Origin of the sequence: Pseudomonas sp. O39, from assembly GCF_045447295.1 — a bacterium.
GTDB classification, from domain to species: Bacteria; Pseudomonadota; Gammaproteobacteria; order Pseudomonadales; family Pseudomonadaceae; genus Aquipseudomonas; species Aquipseudomonas antarctica_A.
On the sequence record NZ_JBJGXV010000006.1, the window covers coordinates 119,419 to 142,231 of the forward strand.

At 60.1% G+C, this 22,813-nt stretch carries 21 protein-coding genes; 7 read left to right on the top strand and 14 right to left on the bottom strand.

All coding sequences use genetic code 11. The annotated features are described in order from the left end of the window. Positions 1-23: 23 nt before the first annotated feature. The 5 genes from ACI77D_RS11260 to pmbA all read right to left on the bottom strand — a co-directional run bounded on the left by ACI77D_RS11260 (position 24) and on the right by pmbA (position 4,366). Positions 24-635 (bottom strand): superoxide dismutase, encoded by a 612-nt coding sequence (locus tag ACI77D_RS11260; protein WP_064450718.1) that lies wholly within the window; start codon positions 633-635, stop codon positions 24-26. Position 636: 1 nt separating this feature from the next. Next, complete coding sequence (locus ACI77D_RS11265; protein ID WP_128588501.1) at positions 637-1,080, bottom strand: hypothetical protein; 444 nt, start codon at positions 1,078-1,080, stop codon at positions 637-639. A gap of 27 nt (positions 1,081-1,107) precedes the next feature. Next, the gene (locus ACI77D_RS11270; protein WP_064450716.1) at positions 1,108-2,484 is read right to left on the bottom strand and encodes a lyase family protein; all 1,377 of its coding nucleotides are present in this window, start codon (positions 2,482-2,484) and stop codon (positions 1,108-1,110) included. Beyond that, positions 2,477-2,872: a FagA protein gene (locus ACI77D_RS11275; protein WP_262667031.1), complete on the bottom strand. Its 396-nt coding sequence runs from the start codon at positions 2,870-2,872 to the stop codon at positions 2,477-2,479. The genes ACI77D_RS11270 and ACI77D_RS11275 overlap by 8 nt, the downstream gene beginning before the upstream one ends. A gap of 147 nt (positions 2,873-3,019) precedes the next feature. Continuing rightward, positions 3,020-4,366, bottom strand: coding sequence for a metalloprotease PmbA (gene pmbA, locus ACI77D_RS11280; protein WP_064450714.1), 1,347 nt, complete (start codon positions 4,364-4,366; stop codon positions 3,020-3,022). 108 nt (positions 4,367-4,474) lie between these two features. On the opposite strand from pmbA, the gene yjgA reads away from it, so the two are divergent. After that, the gene (gene yjgA, locus ACI77D_RS11285) at positions 4,475-4,996 is read left to right on the top strand and encodes a ribosome biogenesis factor YjgA (protein ID WP_064450713.1); all 522 of its coding nucleotides are present in this window, start codon (positions 4,475-4,477) and stop codon (positions 4,994-4,996) included. Between the two features lie 45 nt (positions 4,997-5,041). On the opposite strand, the gene tldD is transcribed toward yjgA, so the two are convergent. The 8 genes from tldD to mreB all read right to left on the bottom strand — a co-directional run bounded on the left by tldD (position 5,042) and on the right by mreB (position 16,276). After that, positions 5,042-6,484, bottom strand: a complete 1,443-nt coding sequence (gene tldD / locus ACI77D_RS11290) for a metalloprotease TldD (RefSeq protein ID WP_064450712.1) — start codon at positions 6,482-6,484, stop codon at positions 5,042-5,044. 16 nt (positions 6,485-6,500) lie between these two features. Beyond that, the gene (locus ACI77D_RS11295) at positions 6,501-7,349 is read right to left on the bottom strand and encodes a carbon-nitrogen hydrolase family protein (protein WP_407016577.1); all 849 of its coding nucleotides are present in this window, start codon (positions 7,347-7,349) and stop codon (positions 6,501-6,503) included. Positions 7,350-7,397: 48 nt separating this feature from the next. After that, entirely contained in the window at positions 7,398-11,213 is a 3,816-nt protein-coding gene (locus ACI77D_RS11300) for a YhdP family protein (protein WP_407016578.1), read from the bottom strand. 76 nt (positions 11,214-11,289) lie between these two features. After that, positions 11,290-12,747: a ribonuclease G gene (gene rng, locus ACI77D_RS11305; protein WP_053254407.1), complete on the bottom strand. Its 1,458-nt coding sequence runs from the start codon at positions 12,745-12,747 to the stop codon at positions 11,290-11,292. 70 nt (positions 12,748-12,817) lie between these two features. Continuing rightward, positions 12,818-13,414 (bottom strand): nucleoside triphosphate pyrophosphatase, encoded by a 597-nt coding sequence (locus ACI77D_RS11310; RefSeq protein ID WP_064450709.1) that lies wholly within the window; start codon positions 13,412-13,414, stop codon positions 12,818-12,820. Between the two features lie 51 nt (positions 13,415-13,465). Continuing rightward, positions 13,466-13,954, bottom strand: coding sequence for a rod shape-determining protein MreD (mreD, locus tag ACI77D_RS11315; protein WP_017138250.1), 489 nt, complete (start codon positions 13,952-13,954; stop codon positions 13,466-13,468). Beyond that, positions 13,954-15,099, bottom strand: coding sequence for a rod shape-determining protein MreC (gene mreC / locus ACI77D_RS11320; protein WP_082895824.1), 1,146 nt, complete (start codon positions 15,097-15,099; stop codon positions 13,954-13,956). Before mreC ends, mreD begins: the two co-directional genes overlap by 1 nt. Before the next feature lie 139 nt (positions 15,100-15,238). Then, a complete protein-coding gene (gene mreB, locus ACI77D_RS11325; protein ID WP_002555108.1) occupies positions 15,239-16,276 on the bottom strand; it encodes a rod shape-determining protein MreB in 1,038 nt (345 codons plus the stop codon). 210 nt (positions 16,277-16,486) lie between these two features. On the opposite strand from mreB, the gene gatC reads away from it, so the two are divergent. The 6 genes from gatC (at position 16,487) to ACI77D_RS11355 (ending at position 21,712) form a co-directional block, all read left to right on the top strand. Further along, positions 16,487-16,774 carry an Asp-tRNA(Asn)/Glu-tRNA(Gln) amidotransferase subunit GatC gene (gene gatC, locus ACI77D_RS11330; RefSeq protein WP_053254404.1) on the top strand — a complete coding sequence of 96 codons (288 nt, stop codon included), beginning with the start codon at positions 16,487-16,489 and terminating at the stop codon, positions 16,772-16,774. 16 nt (positions 16,775-16,790) lie between these two features. Continuing rightward, positions 16,791-18,242, top strand: a complete 1,452-nt coding sequence (gene gatA, locus ACI77D_RS11335; RefSeq protein WP_053254403.1) for an Asp-tRNA(Asn)/Glu-tRNA(Gln) amidotransferase subunit GatA — start codon at positions 16,791-16,793, stop codon at positions 18,240-18,242. Positions 18,243-18,252: 10 nt separating this feature from the next. After that, positions 18,253-19,698: an Asp-tRNA(Asn)/Glu-tRNA(Gln) amidotransferase subunit GatB gene (gatB, locus tag ACI77D_RS11340; protein ID WP_407016579.1), complete on the top strand. Its 1,446-nt coding sequence runs from the start codon at positions 18,253-18,255 to the stop codon at positions 19,696-19,698. A 159-nt stretch (positions 19,699-19,857) separates the two neighbouring features. Further along, positions 19,858-20,229 (top strand): septal ring lytic transglycosylase RlpA family protein, encoded by a 372-nt coding sequence (locus tag ACI77D_RS11345; RefSeq protein WP_407016580.1) that lies wholly within the window; start codon positions 19,858-19,860, stop codon positions 20,227-20,229. A gap of 56 nt (positions 20,230-20,285) precedes the next feature. Beyond that, positions 20,286-21,332, top strand: coding sequence for a calcium/sodium antiporter (locus ACI77D_RS11350; RefSeq protein WP_407016581.1), 1,047 nt, complete (start codon positions 20,286-20,288; stop codon positions 21,330-21,332). Continuing rightward, complete coding sequence (locus tag ACI77D_RS11355; protein ID WP_064450704.1) at positions 21,329-21,712, top strand: carboxymuconolactone decarboxylase family protein; 384 nt, start codon at positions 21,329-21,331, stop codon at positions 21,710-21,712. The genes ACI77D_RS11350 and ACI77D_RS11355 overlap by 4 nt, the downstream gene beginning before the upstream one ends. A gap of 109 nt (positions 21,713-21,821) precedes the next feature. On the opposite strand, the gene ACI77D_RS11360 is transcribed toward ACI77D_RS11355, so the two are convergent. Then, positions 21,822-22,763, bottom strand: a complete 942-nt coding sequence (locus tag ACI77D_RS11360) for an AEC family transporter (RefSeq protein ID WP_064450703.1) — start codon at positions 22,761-22,763, stop codon at positions 21,822-21,824. Between the last annotated feature and the right edge of the window lie 50 nt (positions 22,764-22,813).

The following is a 22,813-nucleotide window of genomic DNA, read 5'->3' on the forward strand; positions in this document are numbered from 1 at the left end:
TTAGATCTTGCTATAAATAAATGTCAGGCCACGGCGGCCTGGTAGCGTGCAGCGACTTCCGGCCAATGGATGACGCTGTAGAAGGCATTGATGTATTCCGGGCGACGGTTCTGGTAGCGCAGGTAGTAAGCGTGCTCCCACACGTCCAGACCCAGGATCGGCGTGTTGCCGCTCATCAGCGGGCTGTCCTGGTTACCGCTGCTTTCCACCACCAGGGTCTTTTGCGGGGTAACGCTCAGCCAGGCCCAGCCGCTGCCAAACCGGGTCAAGGCCGCTTTGGTAAAGGCCTCCTTGAAACTGTCGAAGCCACCCAATTGCTCGTCGATGGCTTTGGCTAACGCACCTTCTGGTTTGCCACCGCCCTTCGGCGACATCACCGCCCAGAACAACGAGTGGTTAGCATGACCGCCGCCCTGGTTGATGACTGCAGCACGCAATTTTTCCGGCAATTGCTGAACGCTGGACACCAGTTTCTCAACCGGCCAGCCGGCGAACTCGGTACCTTCGACCGCTGCATTCAGGTTATTGATGTAGGTCTGGTGATGCTTGGTGTAGTGAATTTCCATGGTTTGCGCATCAATATGCGGCTCCAGGGCATCGTAGGCATAAGGCAAGGCCGGCAAGGTGTAGGACATATCAATGTGCTCCGTAATAGGGGCTGTTGCGGGTCGACGTACCCGGTTGCGCAGCAGTGCCACCCAGCAAGCGATGGGTACGCGGGTACTCGCCGTGATCGCTGATGAAATTCAACAGCTCGACATAAGTTTTGCTGCTCTGGCGCAGCGCCGCCTCGCGTAATTGCGGGCTCATGCGCGGGTCTTGCAGGGTCTGCAGGAGGCGCTGGTGGATAGCACAAAGGTATTCCGCGCTTTCTTCAGGCTGGTTCAGGCGCAGGTGCAGGTCCGCCAGGTTGTGATGGGAAATGACGCAGGCCGCCACTGCTTCGTCGGCATCCGCCCAACGCTCGAATAACACTTGAGCCAGGGCCAGGGCTTGCAAATAGGCTTCGCGAGCGTCGACCAGCTCGCCTTGCATAAAGCAGCGATTGGCCCGTTCGATCGTGCGTTTCCAATGCTCCATGGTGAACCTCCAAAGCAGAGTCGGTGATTACACGCCGCCGGCCGTGAGCTTTTCCGGATCCAACAGGATTTCCAGTTGGCTACGTGGCAAGTCGGTGTGCTCGAGGGCGACATCAATCACCGGGCGGCCTTGCTGATAAGCCTTCTTGGCAATTTCAGCGGCTTTTTGGTAACCAATGATCGGGTTGAGTGCAGTGACCAGGATCGGGTTACGCGACAGCGCTTCCTTGAGCTTGGCCTCATTGACCTTGAAGCTGGCGATCGCCTTGTCCGCCAGCAGCCGGCTGGAGTTGGCCAGTAGTTCAAGGCTGCTCAGCAGGTTCTGGGCAATGATCGGCAACATCACGTTCAGTTCGAAGTTACCGGACTGGCCGGCGACGGTAATGACCGTGTCATTGCCAATAACTTGGGCGGCGACCATGGCGGTCGCTTCCGGGATCACCGGGTTGACCTTGCCCGGCATGATCGAAGAGCCTGGCTGCAGGCCTTCCAGCTCGATTTCACCCAACCCGGCCAATGGTCCGGAGTTCATCCAGCGCAGGTCGTTGGCGATTTTCATCAGCGACACGGCGGTGGCTTTCAGTTGGCCGGAGACAGCGACGGCGGTGTCCTGGGAGCCGATCAATGCGAACAGGTTTTTGCCCGGCGTGAATTTCACGCCGGTGAGGCTGCTCAGTTGTTGGCTGAAACGGGCCGCAAATTCCGGGTGTGCGTTGACCCCGGTGCCGACCGCCGTGCCGCCCTGGGCCAACGCCTGCAAGCTCGGCAGCAGATCCTGCAAGTGACCGATATTGGCCTTGAGCTGTTGCGCCCAGCCATTGAGCACCTGGCTCATGCGCACGGGCATCGCGTCCATCAGGTGCGTGCGGCCGGTCTTGATGAAGGGGTGGACTTGTTCAGCCTTGTGTTCAATCACCTGAACCAAGTGCAGCAGGGCCGGCAAGGTTTGCTCATGCAGAACCAGCGCTGCGCTGACGTGAATGGTGGTGGGAATGATGTCGTTGCTGCTTTGGCCGCAGTTCACGTGGTCATTGGGGTTGACCGGCTCGCCCAGCAGGCGTGTGGCCAGGGTCGCAATGACTTCGTTGGCGTTCATATTGGAACTGGTGCCGGAGCCGGTCTGGAAGATATCCACCGGGAAGTGCGGCATGAAATCGCCTTCGAGCAAGCCTTGGGCAGCGTCGACAATGGCCTTGCCCTGCCCTTCGCTGATTTGCTTAAGGTCGACGTTAGCCTTGGCAGCGGCAGCTTTGGCCAGGATCAGTGCGCGAATGAATTGCGCCGGCATGCGTTGGTTGCTGATCGGAAAATTATTCACCGCACGCTGGGTTTGCGCACCATACAAGGCCTCGGCAGGTACTTGCAGTTCGCCCATGCTGTCGCGTTCGATACGGGTGTTACTCATCGGAAGATCCTTGCACCAGGTCAGAAACAGAAAGGGAAGGCAGTAATTCACAGGTCGCCAATTGCCAGGCAAAGGTCTGCCAGCGCTTGAGGCGGCAGGCGCAGTGGGAAAGTTTTTCCAGGTCGCGTAATGGACGCCACGCCTGGTCCAGACACATGGATCGCCAGTGCCAGGGCAAGGCAATATCGCTGGCGGTGTCGATCAGCAGGTGGAAGGAGGTTTCAGCGATCGTCCACGGATGGGTCGCGGTGCAGCACGCCAGGTATCGACCTTCATTGAGGTAATGTTCAATCAGGCGAGGTTCGTTTGGATCGAGGCCGCAGCGAATCTGACGACTCATCCAGCGCCAGCTCTCCAGGTAAGGATCCTCATGCAGGACAGAACTCATGGTCCACACTCATTCGATAATGAGATTTATTATTAAATGATATTAAGAATCAAAACAAGAGCGGCACGTCAATCCGCTAATGGCTCAGCCACAAAAAAGGCGCGCCATCGATAAGATGGCGCGCCTTTTTCGTTAACTTCCGAGGGGTTAGCTGCCAGCGACAGTCATCCGCTCGATCAATACAGAACCCGTGCGAATGTTACTGCGCAGTTCCAGGTCATTACCCACCGCGACGATCTGCTTGAACATATCGCGCATGTTGCCAGCGATGGTCACTTCCTGAACGGCGAATTGAATTTCACCGTTTTCCACCCAGAAACCTGCCGCGCCGCGTGAATAATCACCGGTAACCATATTCAGGCCACTGCCCATCAATTCGGTCACCAGCAAGCCGCGACCCATGCGACGCAACAGCGCCGCCTGATCTTCGTCGCCATGGGTGACGAACAGGTTGTGCACGCCACCGGAGTTGGCTGTGCTTGGCAGGCCAAGCTTGCGGCCGGCGTAAGTGCCCAGTACGTACGACACCAACTCACCCTTCTCGACAAACGGCTTGGCATAAGTGGCCAGGCCATCACCGTCGAACGCTGAGCTGCCCATGGCACGCATCAGGTGCGGGCGTTCATCGATGGTCAACCACTCAGGGAACAGTTTCTGGCCGATAGCGCCTTCAAGAAACGAAGACTTGCGGTACAGGTTGCCGCCGGAAATCGCGCCCAGGAAACTGCCGAACAAGCCACCGGCCAGTTCAGCCGAAAACAGCACCGGCACTTCGCAAGTCGGTACCGGGCGGGCGCCCAGACGGCTTGCTGCACGTTGCGCCGCGCGCTGGCCGATGCTGGCTGGGTCGGCCAACAATTCGCCCTGGCGGCTTACGTCATACCAATAGTCGCGCTGCATCTGGCCGTTGGCTTCGGCGATCATCACACAGCTCAAGCTATGGCGAGTGGAGGCGTAACCGCCGATAAAGCCATGGCTGTTGCCATATACGCGACAGCCTTGATGCGTGCTCAACGTAGTGCCGTCAGCGTTTTTAATGCGGGGATCGGCATCAAATGCCGCCGCTTCGCAAGTCAACGCCAGTTCGATTGCCTGTTCGGGCGTGATATCCCAGGCGTGAAAAAGATCGAAATCCTTTAAGTCCTTGGCCATCAGCGCCTTATCTGCCAGGCCCGAGCTTTCATCTTCGGAGGTGTGCTTGGCAATTGCCAACGCCGCGGCGACAGTCTCGCGAATCGCTTCCGGCCCACTGGCCGAGGTACTGGCCGACCCTTTGCGCTGCCCCACATACAATGTGATGCCAAACCCCTGGTCGCGGTTGAATTCGACGGTTTCCACTTCCCGCTGGCGTACCGACGTCGACAGCCCCTGCTCCAGCGAGACCGCCACTTCACAGGCACTGGCCCCCTGGCGCTTGGCCTCGGCAAGGATCTGCTCGACTTGTTCCTGCAGTGCCGGTAACGCTTGCGGACCGACGCTTTGGGCTGCACTCATGGTTTTCTCCACTCAAATTCTGCTTTCGGTTAAGGCCATCGAGCGACCGGGCCGGACAAGCGGCCCCCGACTGGTTATCATGGCGGCGTTTCTTTGCGGACTGCCACCATGGTTGATTCTTACGACGACTCCCTCGATGGGGAGAAAAGCAAAACCCAGGTCAAACGCGAGCTGCATGCTCTGGTTGATCTTGGCGAGCGCCTTACAACGCTCAAGCCTGACTTGGTTGCAAAACTGCCACTGACCGACGAAATGCGCCGGGCCCTGGCTGATGCGCCTAAGCACACCGCGAATATCGCGCGTAAACGGCACATCATGTTTATCGGCAAACTGATGCGCGATCAGGACACTGACGCCATTCTGACCTTGCTCGATCAACTCGATGCCTCCACTCGCCAGTACAACGAACGCTTCCACAACCTGGAACGTTGGCGTGACCGCCTGATTTCGGGCGATGACGCTGTGCTGGAGAAGTTCGTGTTGGACTACCCGGACGCGGACCGCCAGCAACTGCGCTCCCTGATCCGTCAGGCCCAGCACGAACTGGCGCAAAACAAGGCTCCGGCCACCAGCCGTAAAATTTTCAAATACATCCGTGAGCTGGACGAGACTCAACGCGGCCTGCGTTGATCCTCTTCCCCGGGTGGCGTTCTGCGCCACCCGAAGCTCCGGCTCTTACGAGCCCGTGCCACCCACGGTGATCGCATCAATCTTCAAGGTTGGCTGGCCAACGCCGACTGGCACTGATTGCCCATCTTTGCCGCATGTGCCCACGCCACTGTCCAGCGACAGGTCGTTACCGACCATCGACACCTTGCTCATGGCTTCCGGCCCGTTACCAATCAACGTTGCCCCTTTGACGGGCGCGGTAATCTTGCCGTCTTCGATCAGGTACGCTTCGCTGGTGGAGAACACGAACTTACCGCTGGTGATGTCCACCTGACCACCGCCGAGGTTGGCGCAGTAGATCCCGCGTTTTACCGAAGCGATGATTTCCGCCGGATCGCTTTCGCCACCGAGCATGTAGGTGTTGGTCATACGCGGCATCGGCAGGTGCGCGTAGGACTCGCGGCGGCCGTTACCGGTACGCGCCACGCCCATCAGGCGAGCGTTGAGCTTGTCTTGCATGTAACCCTTGAGCACGCCGTTTTCAATCAGCGTGGTGCACTCGGTCGGTGTACCTTCGTCGTCGACGCTCAGCGAGCCACGGCGACCGGCCAGGGTGCCATCATCGACAATGGTGCACAGCTTGGATGCGACCATCTCGCCCATGCGCCCACTGTAGGCCGAACTGCCCTTGCGGTTGAAGTCGCCTTCCAGGCCATGGCCAACGGCTTCGTGGAGCAACACACCGGACCAGCCCGAGCCCAACACCACCGGCAATGTACCGGCCGGCGCCGGAATCGCTTCGAGGTTGACCAGTGCCTGACGCAGCGCTTCACGGGCATAGCCCATGGCACGGTCTTCAGCGAGGAAATAACGGTAGTCGGTGCGCCCACCACCACCATGACCACCACGCTCACGGCGACCGTTCTGCTCCACAATCACGCTGACATTGAAACGCACCAGCGGCCGTACATCCGCCGCCAGGCCGCCGTCAGTGGACGCCACAAGGATGCGCTCCCACACACCGGCCATGCTCACGGTGACTTGCTGGATACGCGGGTCGAGGGCACGGGTGGCAGCGTCGATACGCTTGAGCAAGTCGACCTTCTCCGCACGGCTGATCACTTCCAGGGGGTTATCCGGAGCGTACAACTGGGCTACGTCCTGGGTGCTGAACGCCTGCACCGTGCCGTTCTGGCCTGCCCGGGAAATCGAGCGCGCCGCACGGGCAGCCAGGCCAAGGGCTTCAAGGGTGATAGCGTTGCTGTAGGCAAAGCCGGTCTTTTCACCGGATTGCGCCCGCACGCCCACGCCTTGGTCAAGGTTGAAACTGCCTTCCTTGACAATGCCGTCTTCGAGAGCCCATGACTCCGAAATCTGGCCTTGGAAATACAGATCGGCCGCGTCGATGCCCGGCCCGGCCAGATCACCGAGCACGGTTTGCAAACTTTCGATGGTCACGCCACCGGGTGCCAGGAGGTGTTCACTGACTGAGGACAACAACTCGCTCATAGGTTTGGCCTTAAATTCATCGTTCCGAAGCAGGTCGCTGTGCGCCCTGCGAGAAAAAGCGCCGATGGTTGACCACCGGCATGCGCGCCCGTATCGACGCCTGTTCACTGCTGTCGCGTTCGGCCAACAACACCGCCTCGCCTTGATCCTGTTGGGTCAGCACTCGCCCCCAAGGGTCGACAATTGCCGCGTGGCCAAAGGTTTCCCGTTGGCCTGGATGCACACCGCCTTGAGCGGCCGCCAGCAGGTAGCACTGGGTTTCAATGGCGCGCGCGCGGATCAGTACATCCCAATGCGCGGCACCGGTCACCGCCGTGAAGGCCGAAGGCGCGGTAATCAATTCCGCCCCCGCCGCGCGCAATTCGCTGTACAGCTCCGGGAACCGCAAGTCATAACACACCGTCAGGCCCAAGCGGCCCACCGGCGTATCCGCCACCACCACATTGCTCCCGAAAGCATAGTCGTCGGATTCACGATAACGACCTCGCGCGTCCGCTACGTCCACATCGAACAGGTGCAGCTTGTCGTAACGGGCAACGATTTCACCCCGATCATCGATCAGCAGCGAACAGGCGTTGGACTTGGCGTCAGGTTGGTCCTTGGGCGGCAGCGGCAAAGTGCCGGCCACTATCCATAAGGTGAGGTCGCGGGCGGTCTGTTTCAACCATGGGAGGATCGGGCCTTCGCCCAACGCTTCAGCGCGGCCAATATCGGCCACGTCACGACGCCCCATGGCAGCGAAGTTCTCAGGCAGAACTGCCAGCTTCGCACCACCTGCCGCCGCCTGCTCCAGCAAGCGCCGGGCCTGTGCCAGGTTGGCCAGCACATCACTCTGGCTGACCATTTGAATTACCGCAAAGGACATAGGCCGACACTCCGTAAAAGGCATGCGGCCATGCTACTCCACAGGCTCTCAGTTTGGCTTTTCAAATGGCTTGTCGAAGGTGATTTTGGGATCCTTCCAAGGGCCTTCCACTTTGTATTGCACACTGGCGAAGCGCGAAACACGATCACCGATCAGCTTGTCGATCAGGAACAATGCGCCACCAATGGCCGGCGCACCCACGATCAGCGCGGCAATCGGCAGGTTATTGGTGACCGGCAATGTGACCAGCAACTTGGCGTCGACACGGTCAGCCACCAGATCCAAGGTGCCATTGAGCTCCAGGTTGGTAGAAGGCCCCGTCATGGTGATCGGCTCACGGGTCACAAACACACCATTACTGGCGGCCAGCAAACCTTTGACCCGGTCATAACTCAAGCCTTTGCCGAGCAAGTCGGAAAAGTCCAGGCGTAAACGGCGGCCAATGGAGTTGAAGTTCAACAACCCAAACACCCGCAAGGCCTGGGCGCCACCATCCACCTCAACGAACTGACCTTTGCGGAATGCGGCATCCAGACTACCGGAGAAACGCTTGGGCCCGACCCACGCCGGCGAACCCGGCCAACGACCATCCACGTCCAGGTGGAATTCATCGCTGGTCACCGTCGGCGCAAAGCCCCAGCCCTTGAGCACATCGGCGATATTCTTGCCATCCAGGCGGCCCTTGTACCAACTGCTGCTGGCACCGGGTGCACCTTCCCAGCCACCGGCGCCTTTGAGCTGCATCCCCTTGAGGCCCAAGTCCAGGTTGTTGAAGGCCAGGCCTTTGGCGGTCGGTCGAATCTTCAGCGACCAGGCGCCCACCAAGTCAGGCCCCTGGAACAGTTGGTTGATAGCGATATCCAGTGCCGGGATGTCTTTGGGGTCGATATCCGCCAACGGATCCGGCGCATTTTCGTCCGCCTGAACGGTAGGGTCTACGGCCGGCAATTTCACATACTGCAGGTTGATCGCAATGGGTGCGCCCTTGGCGTCCGGCAAATTTACCGCGCCTTTGGCCTGCTGACTGTCCAGCTGCAAGCCCCAGGCTGCCGGCTTACGGTCAAGCTGCAAGTTGACCTGGTCAAACTGAGTACCAAAGCCGGTCAGCTTGCCCACCTTGAAGTCCGCACCACTGAGCAGCTGCTTGGCACTCCCGCCGGGGTCATTACCCGCGTAGCGGTCGACCAGTTTTTTCCACGGGTCGATGTCCAGTTCAGAAAGCACACCGCGAATACGCAAGCCTTTGGCGGCAGGCAGCACGGCGTCACCATTGCCGAGGAACAGCTCCCCGCGACCGTCATTGAATTTATCCGCCGGCGCAGCAAAGGTAAAACTCGCCAGCTCGCCGTAACTGAACCAGTAACGCCGCTCGGCACCCTGCAAGGTCATGCGGAATACGCTGTCGCGGCCCTGGCTGGCGGGCATACCGAAAGGCGCCGGCAGGTCCACCGCTACGCCTTTCATATTGGAGCTGACCATCAGTTGGCTGTCCGCGCCGTCCAGGGTCAGTTGCAATTGGTAAGGAATATCGCCGGACACCGGCAACGGTTGGCTGATTTTCAACCAATCCGTCAGCCGCTTGACCGTGACCTGGCCCTTGGCAGTGACCCGCGTACTGATACTGCCCGGCTTGCCATCGGCAAGGATCTGCGCTGTGATGGGGCGATCGAACGCCTTGGCCGAGATGTTCTGGCCGCTCAGGCCTTTGGCGCTGTCGAAGCGGAAATCGCCCTTGAGCTGGGTCAGATCCAGGGTCGGCTCCGCCAATTGCAGGCGAGCCTTGTCAGTCTGGAAGTCCACGACAATATTGGGCTCCGTGCCCTTGGCCAAAGGAATGTCCAGATCCAGCTTGCCTTGCAGGTCACCTTCGCCTTTCCAACCGGCGAAAGTCGAGCCAGTGCCTATCGGCGCGTCCTGAAGGATTTTCAGGCCATCGCCCAAACCACCCGCAAACCCGCCGGTGATCAGCAGATGGCTGTCCTTGCCGGCCGGCGCGTGAGGGATGTTGACATAGACGTCCTTGACCTTGGTGTCGAGCAATTGGCCCTTGCTGGCCAGGATGCGCACACCGCTCTCCTCGACAAACACTTCGCCATTAACCTTGCTCACATGGGGCCAACCCGGCTGGAACGCCAGTTCGGCGTCATGCACCTTGAAGAACAGGCTGATATTGCGCGCAGCGGGCAACGCGTCGTGGTTCAACGACCCCTGGTACTGGAAGAAACCTTGGTCCACCGCACCTTTGAGAATCGCCGTGCGCAACCATTCATCCAGTGAAGGGCTCAATACCGCCGGCAGATATTTGGGTGTGAAACGCCCATCGCCATCGACCATGCCGACCCGCAGGTCCATATAGTCTTCTTGGGCATGGTCGAAATGCAGGCGAATCAAAAAGTCTGCGGCGACCTTGCCCTCTTCGCCCAGCACCTTGATATACGGGGCGATCAGGGTGAAGCCTTCCTTATCCAGCGTCCATGTCAGGCGCGCGTTGGCCTGCATGTACTGCCAGGGCTTGGCGAAGATCGGGTACAAGTGCAAGGAAAAATCCTTGCTGTCCATGCGCAACTCGCCATGGCCAAGGTTGCCGCTGATGCTGCCGGAAACATTACGCGCGGCCGGCGCGCCGAAGTACGCATCAAAGCCGATGCGCTCAAGGTTGGCGGCGAAGCTGACTTTCTGATCGGTCGTGTCCTGCGGGCGGAAATCCACCAGCACATTGCGCAGCAGGCCCGTGGCTTTCAGGTGTTCGACCGCTTTGGCAAACCCTTCCGGCAACGGCGCAAGGGCATTCAGCAGCGGGGTAATCGGGGTCAGGTCCAAACGATCGGCCTGAAGCTTCCAGGTTTCCTGTTCTTTATCGGTGGCCAGGCTTTGCTGCAATTGCAGCTGCGACTCCCAACGGGTCTCGCCGATGTTCATCGCCAGCGAATCGAACAGCACCTTCAGGCCGCTATCACTGCGCTGCAGGTAAGCGGTAAGGGCGAGGTTTTCGATATGTACCGGCTTACGGTCCGCGTAGCTGCCCTTCACCTGGGGTGAGTTGAGGTGCACCACGGCGCTTTGCACGTTGCCCTTGGCCCACGTCAGCCAGAACTCCCCGCCCGCCTTCAATTGCGTGAGCTTCCATTGCTGGGTCAGCTCTGCGGGAATCCATTTGGCCCAGTCGCTTTGAGGCAGGCTGAGGTAGGCCTCGACTTCGCCTTCCTTCCATTGGCTTGCGCGAATTCGGCTACGCAGGCTCAAGGCAAGCGGCTGGCCGTCGGGCAGGGTCAAGCGTGCGTCCAGGCGTTGGCGCGAATCACCGGTGTGCAGGCTCAGGCCCACGTAGGTCAGGGTCAGCGGCGCCTCGCCGAACGGTTGCAAGGTGACTTGGCTATCCAGCAACGACACGCGCTCGACGATCTGCATGCGTGTCAGCAACTGCTCCGGGTCCAACGGCTGGTCGTCCTGCACCGGCAGACCTTGCAGTGCCCAGTGGCCGTCCTTGTCTTCCTTGACGCTCAACTGCAACCCGCTGACTTCCAGGTGAGCAATACGCACTTCACGGGCCATGAGGCTGGCCCAGATATCCGGCACCACTTCGACCTGATCCAGGCGCAAGGCGCTGTTGCCTTCGCCGACCATCACGTCGTGGGCCAGCAATACTGGCGCAAAGCCGCTCCAGCGCCCTTCCAGGCTGCCGATTTGCAGGGGCACATCCACCGCAGCCTGGGCCTTGGCTTGGATTTCGGCGCGATATTCGGCCACCAGCGGGACCAACTCACGACCCAGGCTCACGTACACCGCCGCCAACACCAGCAGTAAGGCGCACACGCCCAGGCTCCAACGGGTCAAAGCGGCAAAAAAGCGTTTCAGACGCTCCATGTCAGGCGACCCTCAAGGCAATTAGCGGACGGAAGATCAAGGTCTGCCGGTCTCGAAGAAAGAAAGCGATTGGGGATCAGAGCAGCACCACGTCGTATTGTTCCTGGGAATACATGGTTTCGACCTGGAAGCGAATCGTGCGCCCGATAAACCCCTCCAGTTCAGCAACGTTGCCCGACTCCTCATCCAGCAATCGATCGACCACTTTCTGGTTGGCGAGCACTCTATAACCTTCGGCCTGGTAAGCACGCGCCTCCCGTAAGATTTCCCGGAAAATCTCGTAGCAAACAGTTTCCGGGGTCTTCAACTTGCCGCGCCCCTGACAACTGCTGCAAGGTTCGCACAGCACTTGCTCAAGGCTTTCGCGGGTGCGTTTGCGGGTCATCTGCACCAGGCCCAACTCGGTAATACCGATGATATTGGTCTTGGCGTGATCGCGCTCAAGCTGCTTCTCGAGCGTGCGCAGCACCTGGCGCTGGTGTTCTTCGTCTTCCATGTCGATGAAGTCGATGATGATGATGCCGCCCAGGTTGCGCAGGCGCATCTGACGCGCGATAGCGGTGGCTGCTTCGAGGTTGGTCTTGAAAATGGTTTCTTCGAGGTTGCGATGGCCAACAAATGCACCGGTGTTGACGTCGATGGTGGTCATGGCTTCCGCCGGGTCCACCACCAGGTAGCCGCCGGACTTGAGTGGCACTTTGCGTTCCAGGGCTTTCTGGATTTCGTCTTCAACGCCATACAGGTCGAAGATCGGCCGCTCACCTGGATAGTGCTCCAGGCGGTCGGCAATTTCCGGCATCAGTTCGGCAACAAACTGCGTGGTGCGCTGGAAGGTTTCCCGCGAGTCGATGCGGATTTTCTCAATCTTCGGGCTGACCAGGTCACGCAGCGTGCGCAGGGCCAGGCCCAGGTCTTCATAGATGACGCTCGGAGCACCAATGGTTTTGATCTGTGCACCGATCTGGTCCCACAAGCGCCGCAGGTAGCGAATGTCCATCAGGATTTCATCGGCGCCGGCGCCTTCTGCGGCGGTGCGCAAGATAAAACCGCCGGCTTCCTTGATGCCCTCAGCGGCCACGCAGTCGCTGACCACCTTTTTCAGGCGTTCACGCTCGGCTTCGTCTTCGATTTTCAAGGAAATGCCGACGTGGGCAGTCCGCGGCATGTACACCAGATAACGCGACGGAATTGACAGTTGCGTCGTCAAGCGAGCGCCTTTGGAACCGATAGGGTCCTTGGTGACTTGCACCACCAGGCTCTGCCCTTCATGCACCAATGCGCTGATGCTCTCGACCGCAGGGCCTTCGCGCAGGGAGATTTCCGAAGCGTGGATAAACGCGGCACGGTCCAGGCCGATGTCAACGAACGCGGCCTGCATCCCTGGCAGTACGCGCACAACCTTGCCTTTATAGATGTTGCCAACGATCCCGCGCTTCTGGGTGCGCTCGACGTGCACTTCTTGCAGAACACCGTTTTCTACCACCGCCACGCGCGATTCCATCGGCGTGATATTGATCAGAATCTCTTCACTCATGGCTGGGTCTCGTTCAGGCGTTTTCACAATAGTGACCGATCGCTTAAGGCTTGGCGCGCAAGTAAGGCGTTCAGCGCGCGGTAAGGTTTTGCCAACAGGGTATGCCGAATTGGCCAAGCAGTTGCGCGGTTTCGCACACCGGCAGGCCAACCACAGCGGAATAGCTGCCATTGAGTCCGGCAACAAACACAGACCCAAGCCCTTGGATAGCATAGCCGCCAGCTTTGTCCTGTGGCTCACCACTGTGCCAGTAGGTTGTAGCCTCCTCGACAGAAATCCCACGAAACCGTACGCGGCTGCTTACACACCGAGTATCGCAGCGCTGGCCGTCGGTGACGGCGATGGCAGTGAGCACTTCATGTTCTCGATCGGAAAGAGCCAGCAACATCGCCAGGGCATCAGCCTGGTCCACGGGCTTGCCCAAAATCTGACCATCAACGATTACGGCCGTGTCGGCGCCCAGTACACAGACGCCGGAGGTTTGTTCAAGCGCAGAAAACCCCGCCGACGCCTTACCCCGAGCAAGGCGCTCGACGTAGGCAACGGCGGATTCGTTTGTAAGAGGAGTTTCGTCAATAGCGGCGCTGACCACGGTAAATGGCACACCGATCTGGGTCAGCAGTTCACGCCGCCTTGGGGAGCCCGAGGCCAGATAAAGCGAATTCATTCCAGACTCTCCCTGTAGGGTTCGATAACCAGGCAGAGCCTCGCAATCCATTCAATTGATTTTATAGCGACGACGTAACCCACGCAGACCGAAACTGACCCAAGGCCACAGCAGTGCGCTGACCAGGGCAGGCAAGACCAACGCCAAGGTTGGCTGACGGTTACCGGTCAAGGCGCTGAGCCACAGTTGCACCAACTGCGCCAGGCCGAAGATCACCAGGATCACCAGGCACTGCTGCCACATCGGGAACATCCGCAGGCGCTGTTGCAGTGACAGCACCAGGAACGTAATCAAGGTGAGGATCAACGCGTTCTGGCCCAGCAAGGTGCCATAGAGCACGTCTTCCGCCAAGCCCAGGCACATCGCCGTGACCATCCCGACTTTATGCGGCAAGGTCAGCGACCAGAAGGCAAGCAACAACGCGAGCCAGAGCGGTCGCAGGATTTCCATGAATTGCGGCAGCGGCGAAACGCTTAGCAGCAAGCCGATGGCGAAGGTCAGCCAGACGATCCAGCCATTACGCGAATGAGTACCGGCCATTATTCCTCCCTCTGCCGCGTGGTTGCCGGGGCGGCGGCCGGTGACCGGGTTGCCGGGGTCGCAGCCGCAGGCGGTTTAGCCGCCGGGGTTGTGGCGGCGGGCGCCGACACAGGTGGTTTGGTTGCAACCGGCTTGGCCGCGCGCGCGCTGTGAGCCGCTGGCTTGACCGGCGTCGCCACGGGGGCTGCCGGGGTTGCTGCGGGCGCAGGCGGCCCCACGAACGCCGGTTTCGGCACCGTGGCAGGAATGACCGGCGCAGTACCGTTCTGTTTGTCTTCCGCCTCCTGGGCCTGGGCGGCGTCGTTGGCGCGCTCTTCCGGGGTACGGTTGTCGCTGAATACCAGCAGCAGGTAGCGGCTGCGGTTCAGGGCGGCAGTCGGTACGGCGCGGACGATCGCAAACGGCTGGCCGGAATCGTGGATCACTTCCTTGACCGTCGCGACCGGGTAACCCGCCGGGAAACGCTGACCCAGGCCGGAGCTGACCAGCAGGTCGCCTTCCTTGATGTCGGCAGTGTCCGCCACATGACGCAACTCAAGACGCTCCGGGTTGCCTGTACCGCTGGCAATCGCACGCAAGCCGTTACGGTTGACCTGCACTGGAATGCTGTGGGTTGTGTCCGTGAGCAGCAACACCCGTGAGGTGTAAGGCATCAGCTCAACCACCTGGCCCATCAGGCCACGGGCGTCGAGCACCGGCTGACCGAGGACCACACCGTCGCGTTCACCCTTGTTGATGATGATGCGATGGGTAAACGGATTGGGGTCCATGCCGATCAACTCGGCCACCTCGACCTTTTCGTTGACCAGCGCGGAAGAATTGAGCAACTCGCGCAGCCGAACGTTCTGCTCGGTGAGGGCCGCCAGCTTTTGCATGCGCCCCTGCAACAGCAGGTTTTCAGTCTTGAGTTTTTCGTTCTCGGCGACCAGCTCGGTGCGGCTGCCGAATTGGCTGGCCACGCCCTGGTAGAGACGTTGCGGCAGGTCGGTGATCCAGTAAGTCTGCATCAACACCAGCGACATCTGGCTACGCACGGGCTTGAGCAGTGCAAAGCGGGCATCGACCACCATCAGCGCGACCGAAAGCACGACCAGCACCAATAAGCGCACGCCCAATGAGGGGCCTTTGGCGAAAAGCGGTTTAATAAGCCGCTCCTCCCAGGCAAATGTTCTCTTTATTCATACGGCATCAAACCGGCCTGGATGCAGATTGAAGAAGATAAACGCCAACAGGCAGCACTGCAAAGTGCTGCCTGCGGGCGAAGCATGAACTAACCAAGCAATCTTATTCGCTGGAGAGCAGGTCCATGGTGTGTTTATCCATCATTTCCAGTGCACGGCCACCGCCACGGGCGACGCAGGTCAGCGGGTCTTCGGCAACGATCACCGGCAGGCCGGTTTCCTGTGCCAGCAGCTTGTCGAGGTCGCGCAACAAGGCACCACCACCAGTCAGCACCAGGCCACGCTCGGCGATGTCGGAAGCCAGTTCCGGCGGCGATTGCTCCAGGGCGCTCTTCACAGCCTGAACGATAGTGGCCAGGGACTCTTGCAGAGCTTCCAGCACTTCGTTGGAATTCAGGGTGAAGGCACGTGGAACGCCTTCGGCCAGGTTGCGACCGCGAACATCGACTTCGCGAACTTCGCCGCCCGGGTAAGCGGTGCCGATTTCCTGCTTGATGCGCTCAGCAGTGGATTCACCGATCAGGCTGCCGTAGTTACGACGCACATAAGTGATGATCGCTTCGTCGAAGCGGTCGCCGCCTACACGGACGGATTCGGCATACACCACACCGTTCAGGGAAATCAGGGCGATTTCAGTGGTACCACCACCGATATCGACCACCATCGAACCGCGCGCTTCCTCAACCGGCAAACCAGCGCCGATAGCGGCAGCCATGGGTTCTTCGATCAGGAACACTTCGCGAGCACCGGCACCAAGGGCCGATTCACGGATGGCACGACGCTCCACCTGGGTGGACTTGCATGGAACGCAGATCAGCACACGAGGGCTGGGCTGCAGAAAACTGTTTTCGTGAACTTTATTGATGAAGTACTGCAGCATCTTCTCGCAGACGCTGAAGTCGGCGATCACGCCGTCTTTCATCGGACGAATGGCAGCGATGTTGCCTGGTGTTCGGCCGAGCATGCGCTTGGCCTCGGTGCCAACGGCAACGACACTTTTCTGATTACCATGGGTCCGAATGGCCACAACCGATGGCTCATTCAGAACGATACCGCGCTCGCGCACGTAAATAAGGGTGTTGGCAGTGCCCAGGTCAATGGAAAGATCGCTGGAAAACATGCCACGCAGTTTCTTGAACATGGGGAAAGGACCCTAGGCAACGCGTGGGTAAAAAAGTGCGGCAAACTCTAACAACGACAGGGATTTTGGGCAAGGCGCCAATGTGCTAAATTGGCCGACTTTCTGTGCACCAACCCCCACAATCGCGGCCTTATGACCGTAGAAATGCGGTAGTGTTCCGACAATCTAACACACGGACGCCCTCCGTTCTGTTTTCCACTGGAGAATCCCATGGCGCTTGAACGCTCCGACGTGGAAAAAATCGCTCATCTGGCCTCGCTTGGCCTGAATGAAGCCGATCTTCCACAGACCACCGCAGCCTTGAACAGCATTCTCGGGCTGGCTGACCAAATGCAGGCCGTCAATACCGACGGCATCGAGCCCCTGGCTCACCCACTGGAAGCCAGCCAGCGCCTGCGTGCAGACGTTGTGACCGAGCGAAATAATCGCGAGGCCTACCAGTCCATCGCGCCAGCGGTCGAAAACGGCCTGTACCTGGTTCCGAAAGTCATCGACTAAAGGGAAAGAGCCTGCAATGCATCACATGACTCTGGCCGAGATCGCCCGCGGTCTCGCCGACAAAAAGTTTTCTTCCGAAGAGCTGACCAAGACCCTGCTTGCGCGTATCGCCGAGCTCGACCCCAAGGTCAACAGCTTCATCAGCCTCACCGAAGAGCTGGCCCTGAGCCAGGCCAAGGCCGCCGACGTGCGTCGCGCCAACGGTGAAAACGGCGCACTGCTGGGCGCACCGATCGCCCACAAAGACCTGTTCTGCACCCAGGGCATTCGCACCAGCTGCGGCTCGAAGATGCTCGACAACTTCAAGGCGCCCTACGACGCCACCGTGGTGTCCAAGCTGGCTACCGCCGGGGCCGTGACCCTGGGCAAGACCAACATGGACGAATTCGCCATGGGTTCGGCCAACGAGTCGAGCTACTACGGCGCGGTGAAAAACCCGTGGAACCTGGAACACGTGCCCGGCGGTTCGTCGGGTGGTTCGGCTGCCGCCGTTGCCGCGCGCTTCCTGCCGGCCGCCACGGCAACCGACACCGGCGGCTCGATCCGTCAGCCTGCCGCGTTCACCAACCTCACCGGCCTGAAGCCGACCTACGGTCGTGTTTCCCGTTGGGGCATGATCGCCTACGCCTCCAGCCTGGATCAGGGCGGCCCGTTGGCACGCACTGCCGAAGACTGCGCAATATTGTTACAAGGTATGGCCGGGTTCGATAAACAGGACTCCACCAGCATCGATGAGCCAGTGCCGGACTACAGCGCCAGCCTGAATACGTCGATCAAAGGCCTGCGTATCGGCGTGCCGAAAGAGTATTTCAGCGCCGGCCTCGACCCGCGCATCGCCGAACTGGTGCACAACAGTGTCAAAGAGCTGGAAAAGCTCGGCGCCGTGATCAAGGAAGTCAGCCTGCCGAACAACCAGCACGCGATTCCTGCGTACTACGTGATCGCGCCGGCAGAAGCCTCCTCCAACCTGTCGCGTTTCGACGGCGTACGTTTCGGCTACCGCTGTGAAAACCCGAAAGACCTGACCGACCTGTACAAACGCTCCCGGGGCGAAGGCTTCGGTGCCGAAGTACAACGCCGCATTATGGTCGGTGCCTACGCACTGTCGGCCGGCTACTACGACGCGTACTACCTCAAGGCGCAAAAAATCCGTCGCCTGATCAAGAACGACTTCATGGCTGCTTTTGAAGAAGTCGATGTGATCCTCGGCCCAACCACGCCGAACCCGGCCTGGAAGATTGGCGCCAAGACCGGCGACCCGATCGCCGAGTACCTGGAAGACCTGTACACCATCACCGCCAACCTCGCGGGCTTGCCGGGCTTGTCCATGCCAGCCGGTTTCGTCGATGGCCTGCCGGTCGGCGTGCAATTGCTCGCCCCGTATTTCCAGGAAGGCCGCCTGCTCAATGTGGCGCACCAGTACCAGTTGAACACCGACTGGCACACTCGCACCCCTACCGGCTTCTGAGGAGAACACTATGCAATGGGAAGTTGTGATCGGGCTGGAGATTCATACCCAGCTCGCCACCCAATCGAAGATTTTCTCCGGTAGCGCCACCACGTTCGGCGCAGAGCCCAACACCCAGGCCAGCCTGGTCGACCTGGGCATGCCCGGCGTACTGCCGGTGTTGAACCAGGAAGCGGTGCGCATGGCGGTGATGTTCGGCCTGGCGATTGACGCCGAGATCGGCCAGCACAACGTGTTCGCGCGCAAGAACTACTTCTACCCGGACCTGCCCAAGGGCTACCAGATCAGCCAGATGGAATTGCCGATCGTCGGCAAAGGCTACCTGGACATCCCGCTGGAAGACGGCACCATCAAGCGTGTTGGCGTCACCCGCGCGCACCTGGAAGAAGATGCCGGCAAGAGCCTGCATGAAGAATTCCCGGGCGCTACCGGCATCGACCTGAACCGTGCCGGCACGCCGTTACTGGAAATCGTCTCCGAGCCGGACATGCGCAGCGCCAAGGAAGCCGTGGCTTACGTCAAGACGATCCACGCGCTGGTGCGCTACCTGGGCATCTGCGACGGCAACATGGCCGAAGGCTCGCTGCGTTGCGACTGTAACGTGTCGATCCGTCCAAAGGGCCAGGTCGAGTTCGGCACCCGCTGCGAGATCAAGAACGTCAACTCGTTCCGTTTTATCGAGAAGGCGATCAACAGCGAAGTGCGTCGCCAGATCGAACTGATCGAAGACGGCGGCAAGGTGATCCAGCAAACCCGCCTGTACGATCCGAACAAAGATGAAACCCGCGCCATGCGCAGCAAAGAGGAAGCCAACGACTACCGTTACTTCCCCGACCCGGACCTGTTGCCGGTGGTTCTTGAGGATTCGTTCCTCAATGACATCCGTGCCACCCTGCCGGAATTGCCGCAGCAAAAACGCGAGCGCTTTCAGGCGCAATTCGGCCTGTCGGTCTACGATGCCAGCGTATTGGCGTCCAGCCGTGAGCAAGCCAACTACTTCGAAAAAGTCGTGAGCATTGCCGGCGACGCCAAACTGGCGGCCAACTGGGTAATGGTTGAGCTGGGCAGCCTGTTGAACAAGCAGGGCCTGGAAATCGACGAAGCACCGGTTACCGCCGAACAACTGGGCGGCATGCTGCTGCGCATCAAGGACAACACCATCTCCGGCAAAATCGCCAAGACCGTGTTTGAAGCGATGGCGGCAGCCGAAGGCAATGCGGACGAAATCATCGACAAGCGTGGCCTGAAGCAAGTCACCGACAGCGGCGCGATCTCGGCCGTACTCGATGAAATGCTGGCGGCCAACGCCGAACAGGTCGAGCAATACCGCGCCGCAGACGAAGCCAAGCGCGGCAAGATGTTCGGCTTCTTTGTCGGTCAGGCGATGAAAGCCTCCAAAGGCAAGGCCAACCCGCAACAGGTGAACGAACTGCTGAAAAGCAAGCTCGAAGGCTGATTCGCGGTGAAATGGTCCGGGCGGGATTTCATGCCCAACTCGGACCCCATGTGGGAGCTGGCTTGCCTGCGATAGCAGCGCCTCGGTGCAACTGCGACACCGAGGTGCCTGTATCGCAGGCAAGCCAGCTCCCACATTTACAATGGGGACTTACTTAACGTGAAGCGTCTACTCGGCCTACTGGCCCTGTTCTCTCTGCTGGCCGGTTGCGCCAGCGGCCTCATCGACCCCAACGGCTACGACGAAGCCGGCACCGCCTCGTATTACGGCGCCAAGCACCATGGCAATAGAACCGCCAGCGGTGAACCCTTCAGCCAGAACGCCCTGACCGCCGCTCATCGGCGCCTGCCTTTCGGCACCCGGGTCAAGGTGACTAATCTCGACAACAACAAATCCGTGATCCTGCGCATCAATGATCGCGGCCCGCACACCCGTGGCCGCCTGATTGATGTTTCACGCAAGGCTGCCGAACAGCTCGGTATGCTGGGCAGCGGAACCGCACGGGTTCGCGTGCAAGCGCTGAACAACTGACAGGAGCCCTGGCCATCTTCGGACTAACCGCCCTCTCCCCCTTCAGCCTGCTCGAATTGATCAGTGGCCTGGTGTTGCTGATTATCGGCGCCGAAATCCTGGTGCGGGCCGCCGTGCGCCTGGCGGCCAGCCTCAAGGTGCGGCCGCTGATCATCGGTTTGAGCATCGTCGCCTTCGGCAGCAGTGCGCCGCAGATGACCGTCAGTTTGCAAGCCACCCTGGCCGGCAATACAGACATTGCCGTGGGCAGCGTGATCGGCAGCAGCATCTTCAACATCCTCGTCACCTTGGGCCTGTCCGCGCTGATCATCCCCCTGCGGGTGTCGCGGCAACTGGTGCGCCTGGACATTCCGGTGATGATTTTCGCCGCCCTGCTGGTGTTTACCCTGTCGGCCAATGAAGAACTGACGCCGGCTGACGGCCTGTTACTGCTCGCGGCCCTGATGGCCTACCTCGGTGTATTGCATTACCAGACCCGCCATTCCCGCCGGCCTCGCACATTGGACACCGTCGCCAGGGCGCCATGGCTGAGCAGCGTATTGCTGATGCTGGGCGGGCTGTTGATCCTGGTGCTGGCCGGGCATTTGCTGCTGGGCGCGGCGGTGGATGTGGCGAGCGACTTGGGCCTCTCGGAGCGCATCATCGGCCTGACGCTCATCGGTGTCGGCACCTCGCTGCCGTGCCTGGCCACCTCGCTGATTGCCGCCCTGCGCGGCCAACGCGAGATTGCCGTGGGCAATGTGATCGGCAGCAGCCTGTTCAATCTGCTGGGCGTGCTGGGGTTTACGGCCCTGGTGGCGCCCTCTCCGCTGTCGGTGTCGCCCAACGCCCTGGACTTCGACCTGCCGGTGATGCTCGGCGTGGTGGTGCTGTGCCTGCCGGTGTTCTACACCGGCTACCGGGTCACTCGCGCCGAAGGCCTGGTGTTTCTGGGTCTGTACCTGGTGTATGGGCTGCACGTAGTGTCGTTCACGTTCGGCACGCCCCTGGCCAACAAACTTGAACACTTGATGCTGTATTACATCCTGCCGGCGCTGGTGGCTTTTCTGATATTCAGCACGCTGCGAGCCTGGCGCCGCCAACGCAAGAGGGAATCGCAATGACCGATCAGAAAAAGCCCGGGGTTGAAGTGCGTCGCCAGGTGATGGGCGATGTGTTCGTCGATCGCGCCCTGGGCAATGCCACCGAGTTCACCCAGCCGCTGCAGGATTTCGTCAACGAACATGCCTGGGGCAGCGTGTGGAACCGCGAAGGTCTGCCATTGAAGACCCGCAGCCTGATCACCCTCGCCGCCCTCACGGCGCTCAAATGCCCGCAGGAACTCAAGGGCCACGTACGTGGCGCGTTGAACAATGGCTGTACCGTGGAAGAGATTCGCGAGGCGCTGCTGCATTGCGCGGTGTATGCGGGTGTGCCAGCGGCGATTGACGCGTTTCGGGCGGCGCAGGAAGTGATTGAGGCGTATCAGGCAGATAAGCAGTGACTGTCAGATAGTCATCGCAGGCAGGCCAGCTCCCAAAGTTTGAACTGTGAATACATTCAAATGTGGGAGCTGGCTTGCCTGCTATTGGCCCTCAACCACACCGAAAAATTCAGATCCAGCCCCCCGCCTGCAACACGAAGATCCCGATATTGGTGGTCACCGCCGCCATCAACGTGGTGATCACGATAATCGCCGCCGCCAGTTCATGATTACCCTCCGCCGCCCTGGCCATGACGAAACTCGCCGCCGCAGTCGGCGCGCCGAAATACAGAAACAGAATCCCCAGTTCCGGCCCCCGAAAGCCCAGCAGCCAGGCGCCAAGTGTCGCCGCCAGCGGCAAGCCGATCATCTTCACCAGGCTGGCACTCAAGGCCATGCTCCCGCTTTTGCGCAAGGCCGCCAGTGACAAGGTGCCGCCGATGCAGATCAGTGCCAGCGGCAAGGTCATGTCCGCCAGATACTGGCCGGACGACTCCAGCCAGGCAGGCAGGCCGAGATTGAAAATAGCGAACGGCGCGGCCGCAATCACGCTGATGATCAGCGGGTTGGCTATCACACTTTTGAAGATGCTCCAGGGGTCGGACTTGATCACCGGGCTGTACACCGCCAGCACGATGGTCGACAGCGTGTTGTAGAACAGGATCACCAGCGCCGCGAGGATCGCGCCGAGGGAAATGCCGTAGTCGCCGTACATGCTGGCCGCCAGCGCCAGGCCGATCACGCCGTTATTGCCACGAAACGCGCCTTGGGTGTAGATGCCACGGTCTTCACGCGGGCAACGAAAGATCGCCCAACCCCAGGCCAGGGCAAAGCTCAGCAGCGTGGCGACGGCAAAGTAGATCAGCAACCCCGGCTTGAGCGCCGAGTGCAGGTCGGCATGCAGGATGCCCAGGAACAACAGCGCCGGCATGGTGACGTTGAATACCAGGGACGAGGCTGTGTGGATAAAGTTGTCGTTGATCCAGTGGATGCGCTTGAGCAGCACACCGAGGAACAGCATGGCAAACACCGGCGCGGTGATGGTGAGGGTGGTGAGGAAGATAGCCAGCATGCCGGGGAGAACCTTGGTGAGCGTTATCAGGGGGCTAATGATAAGCCATG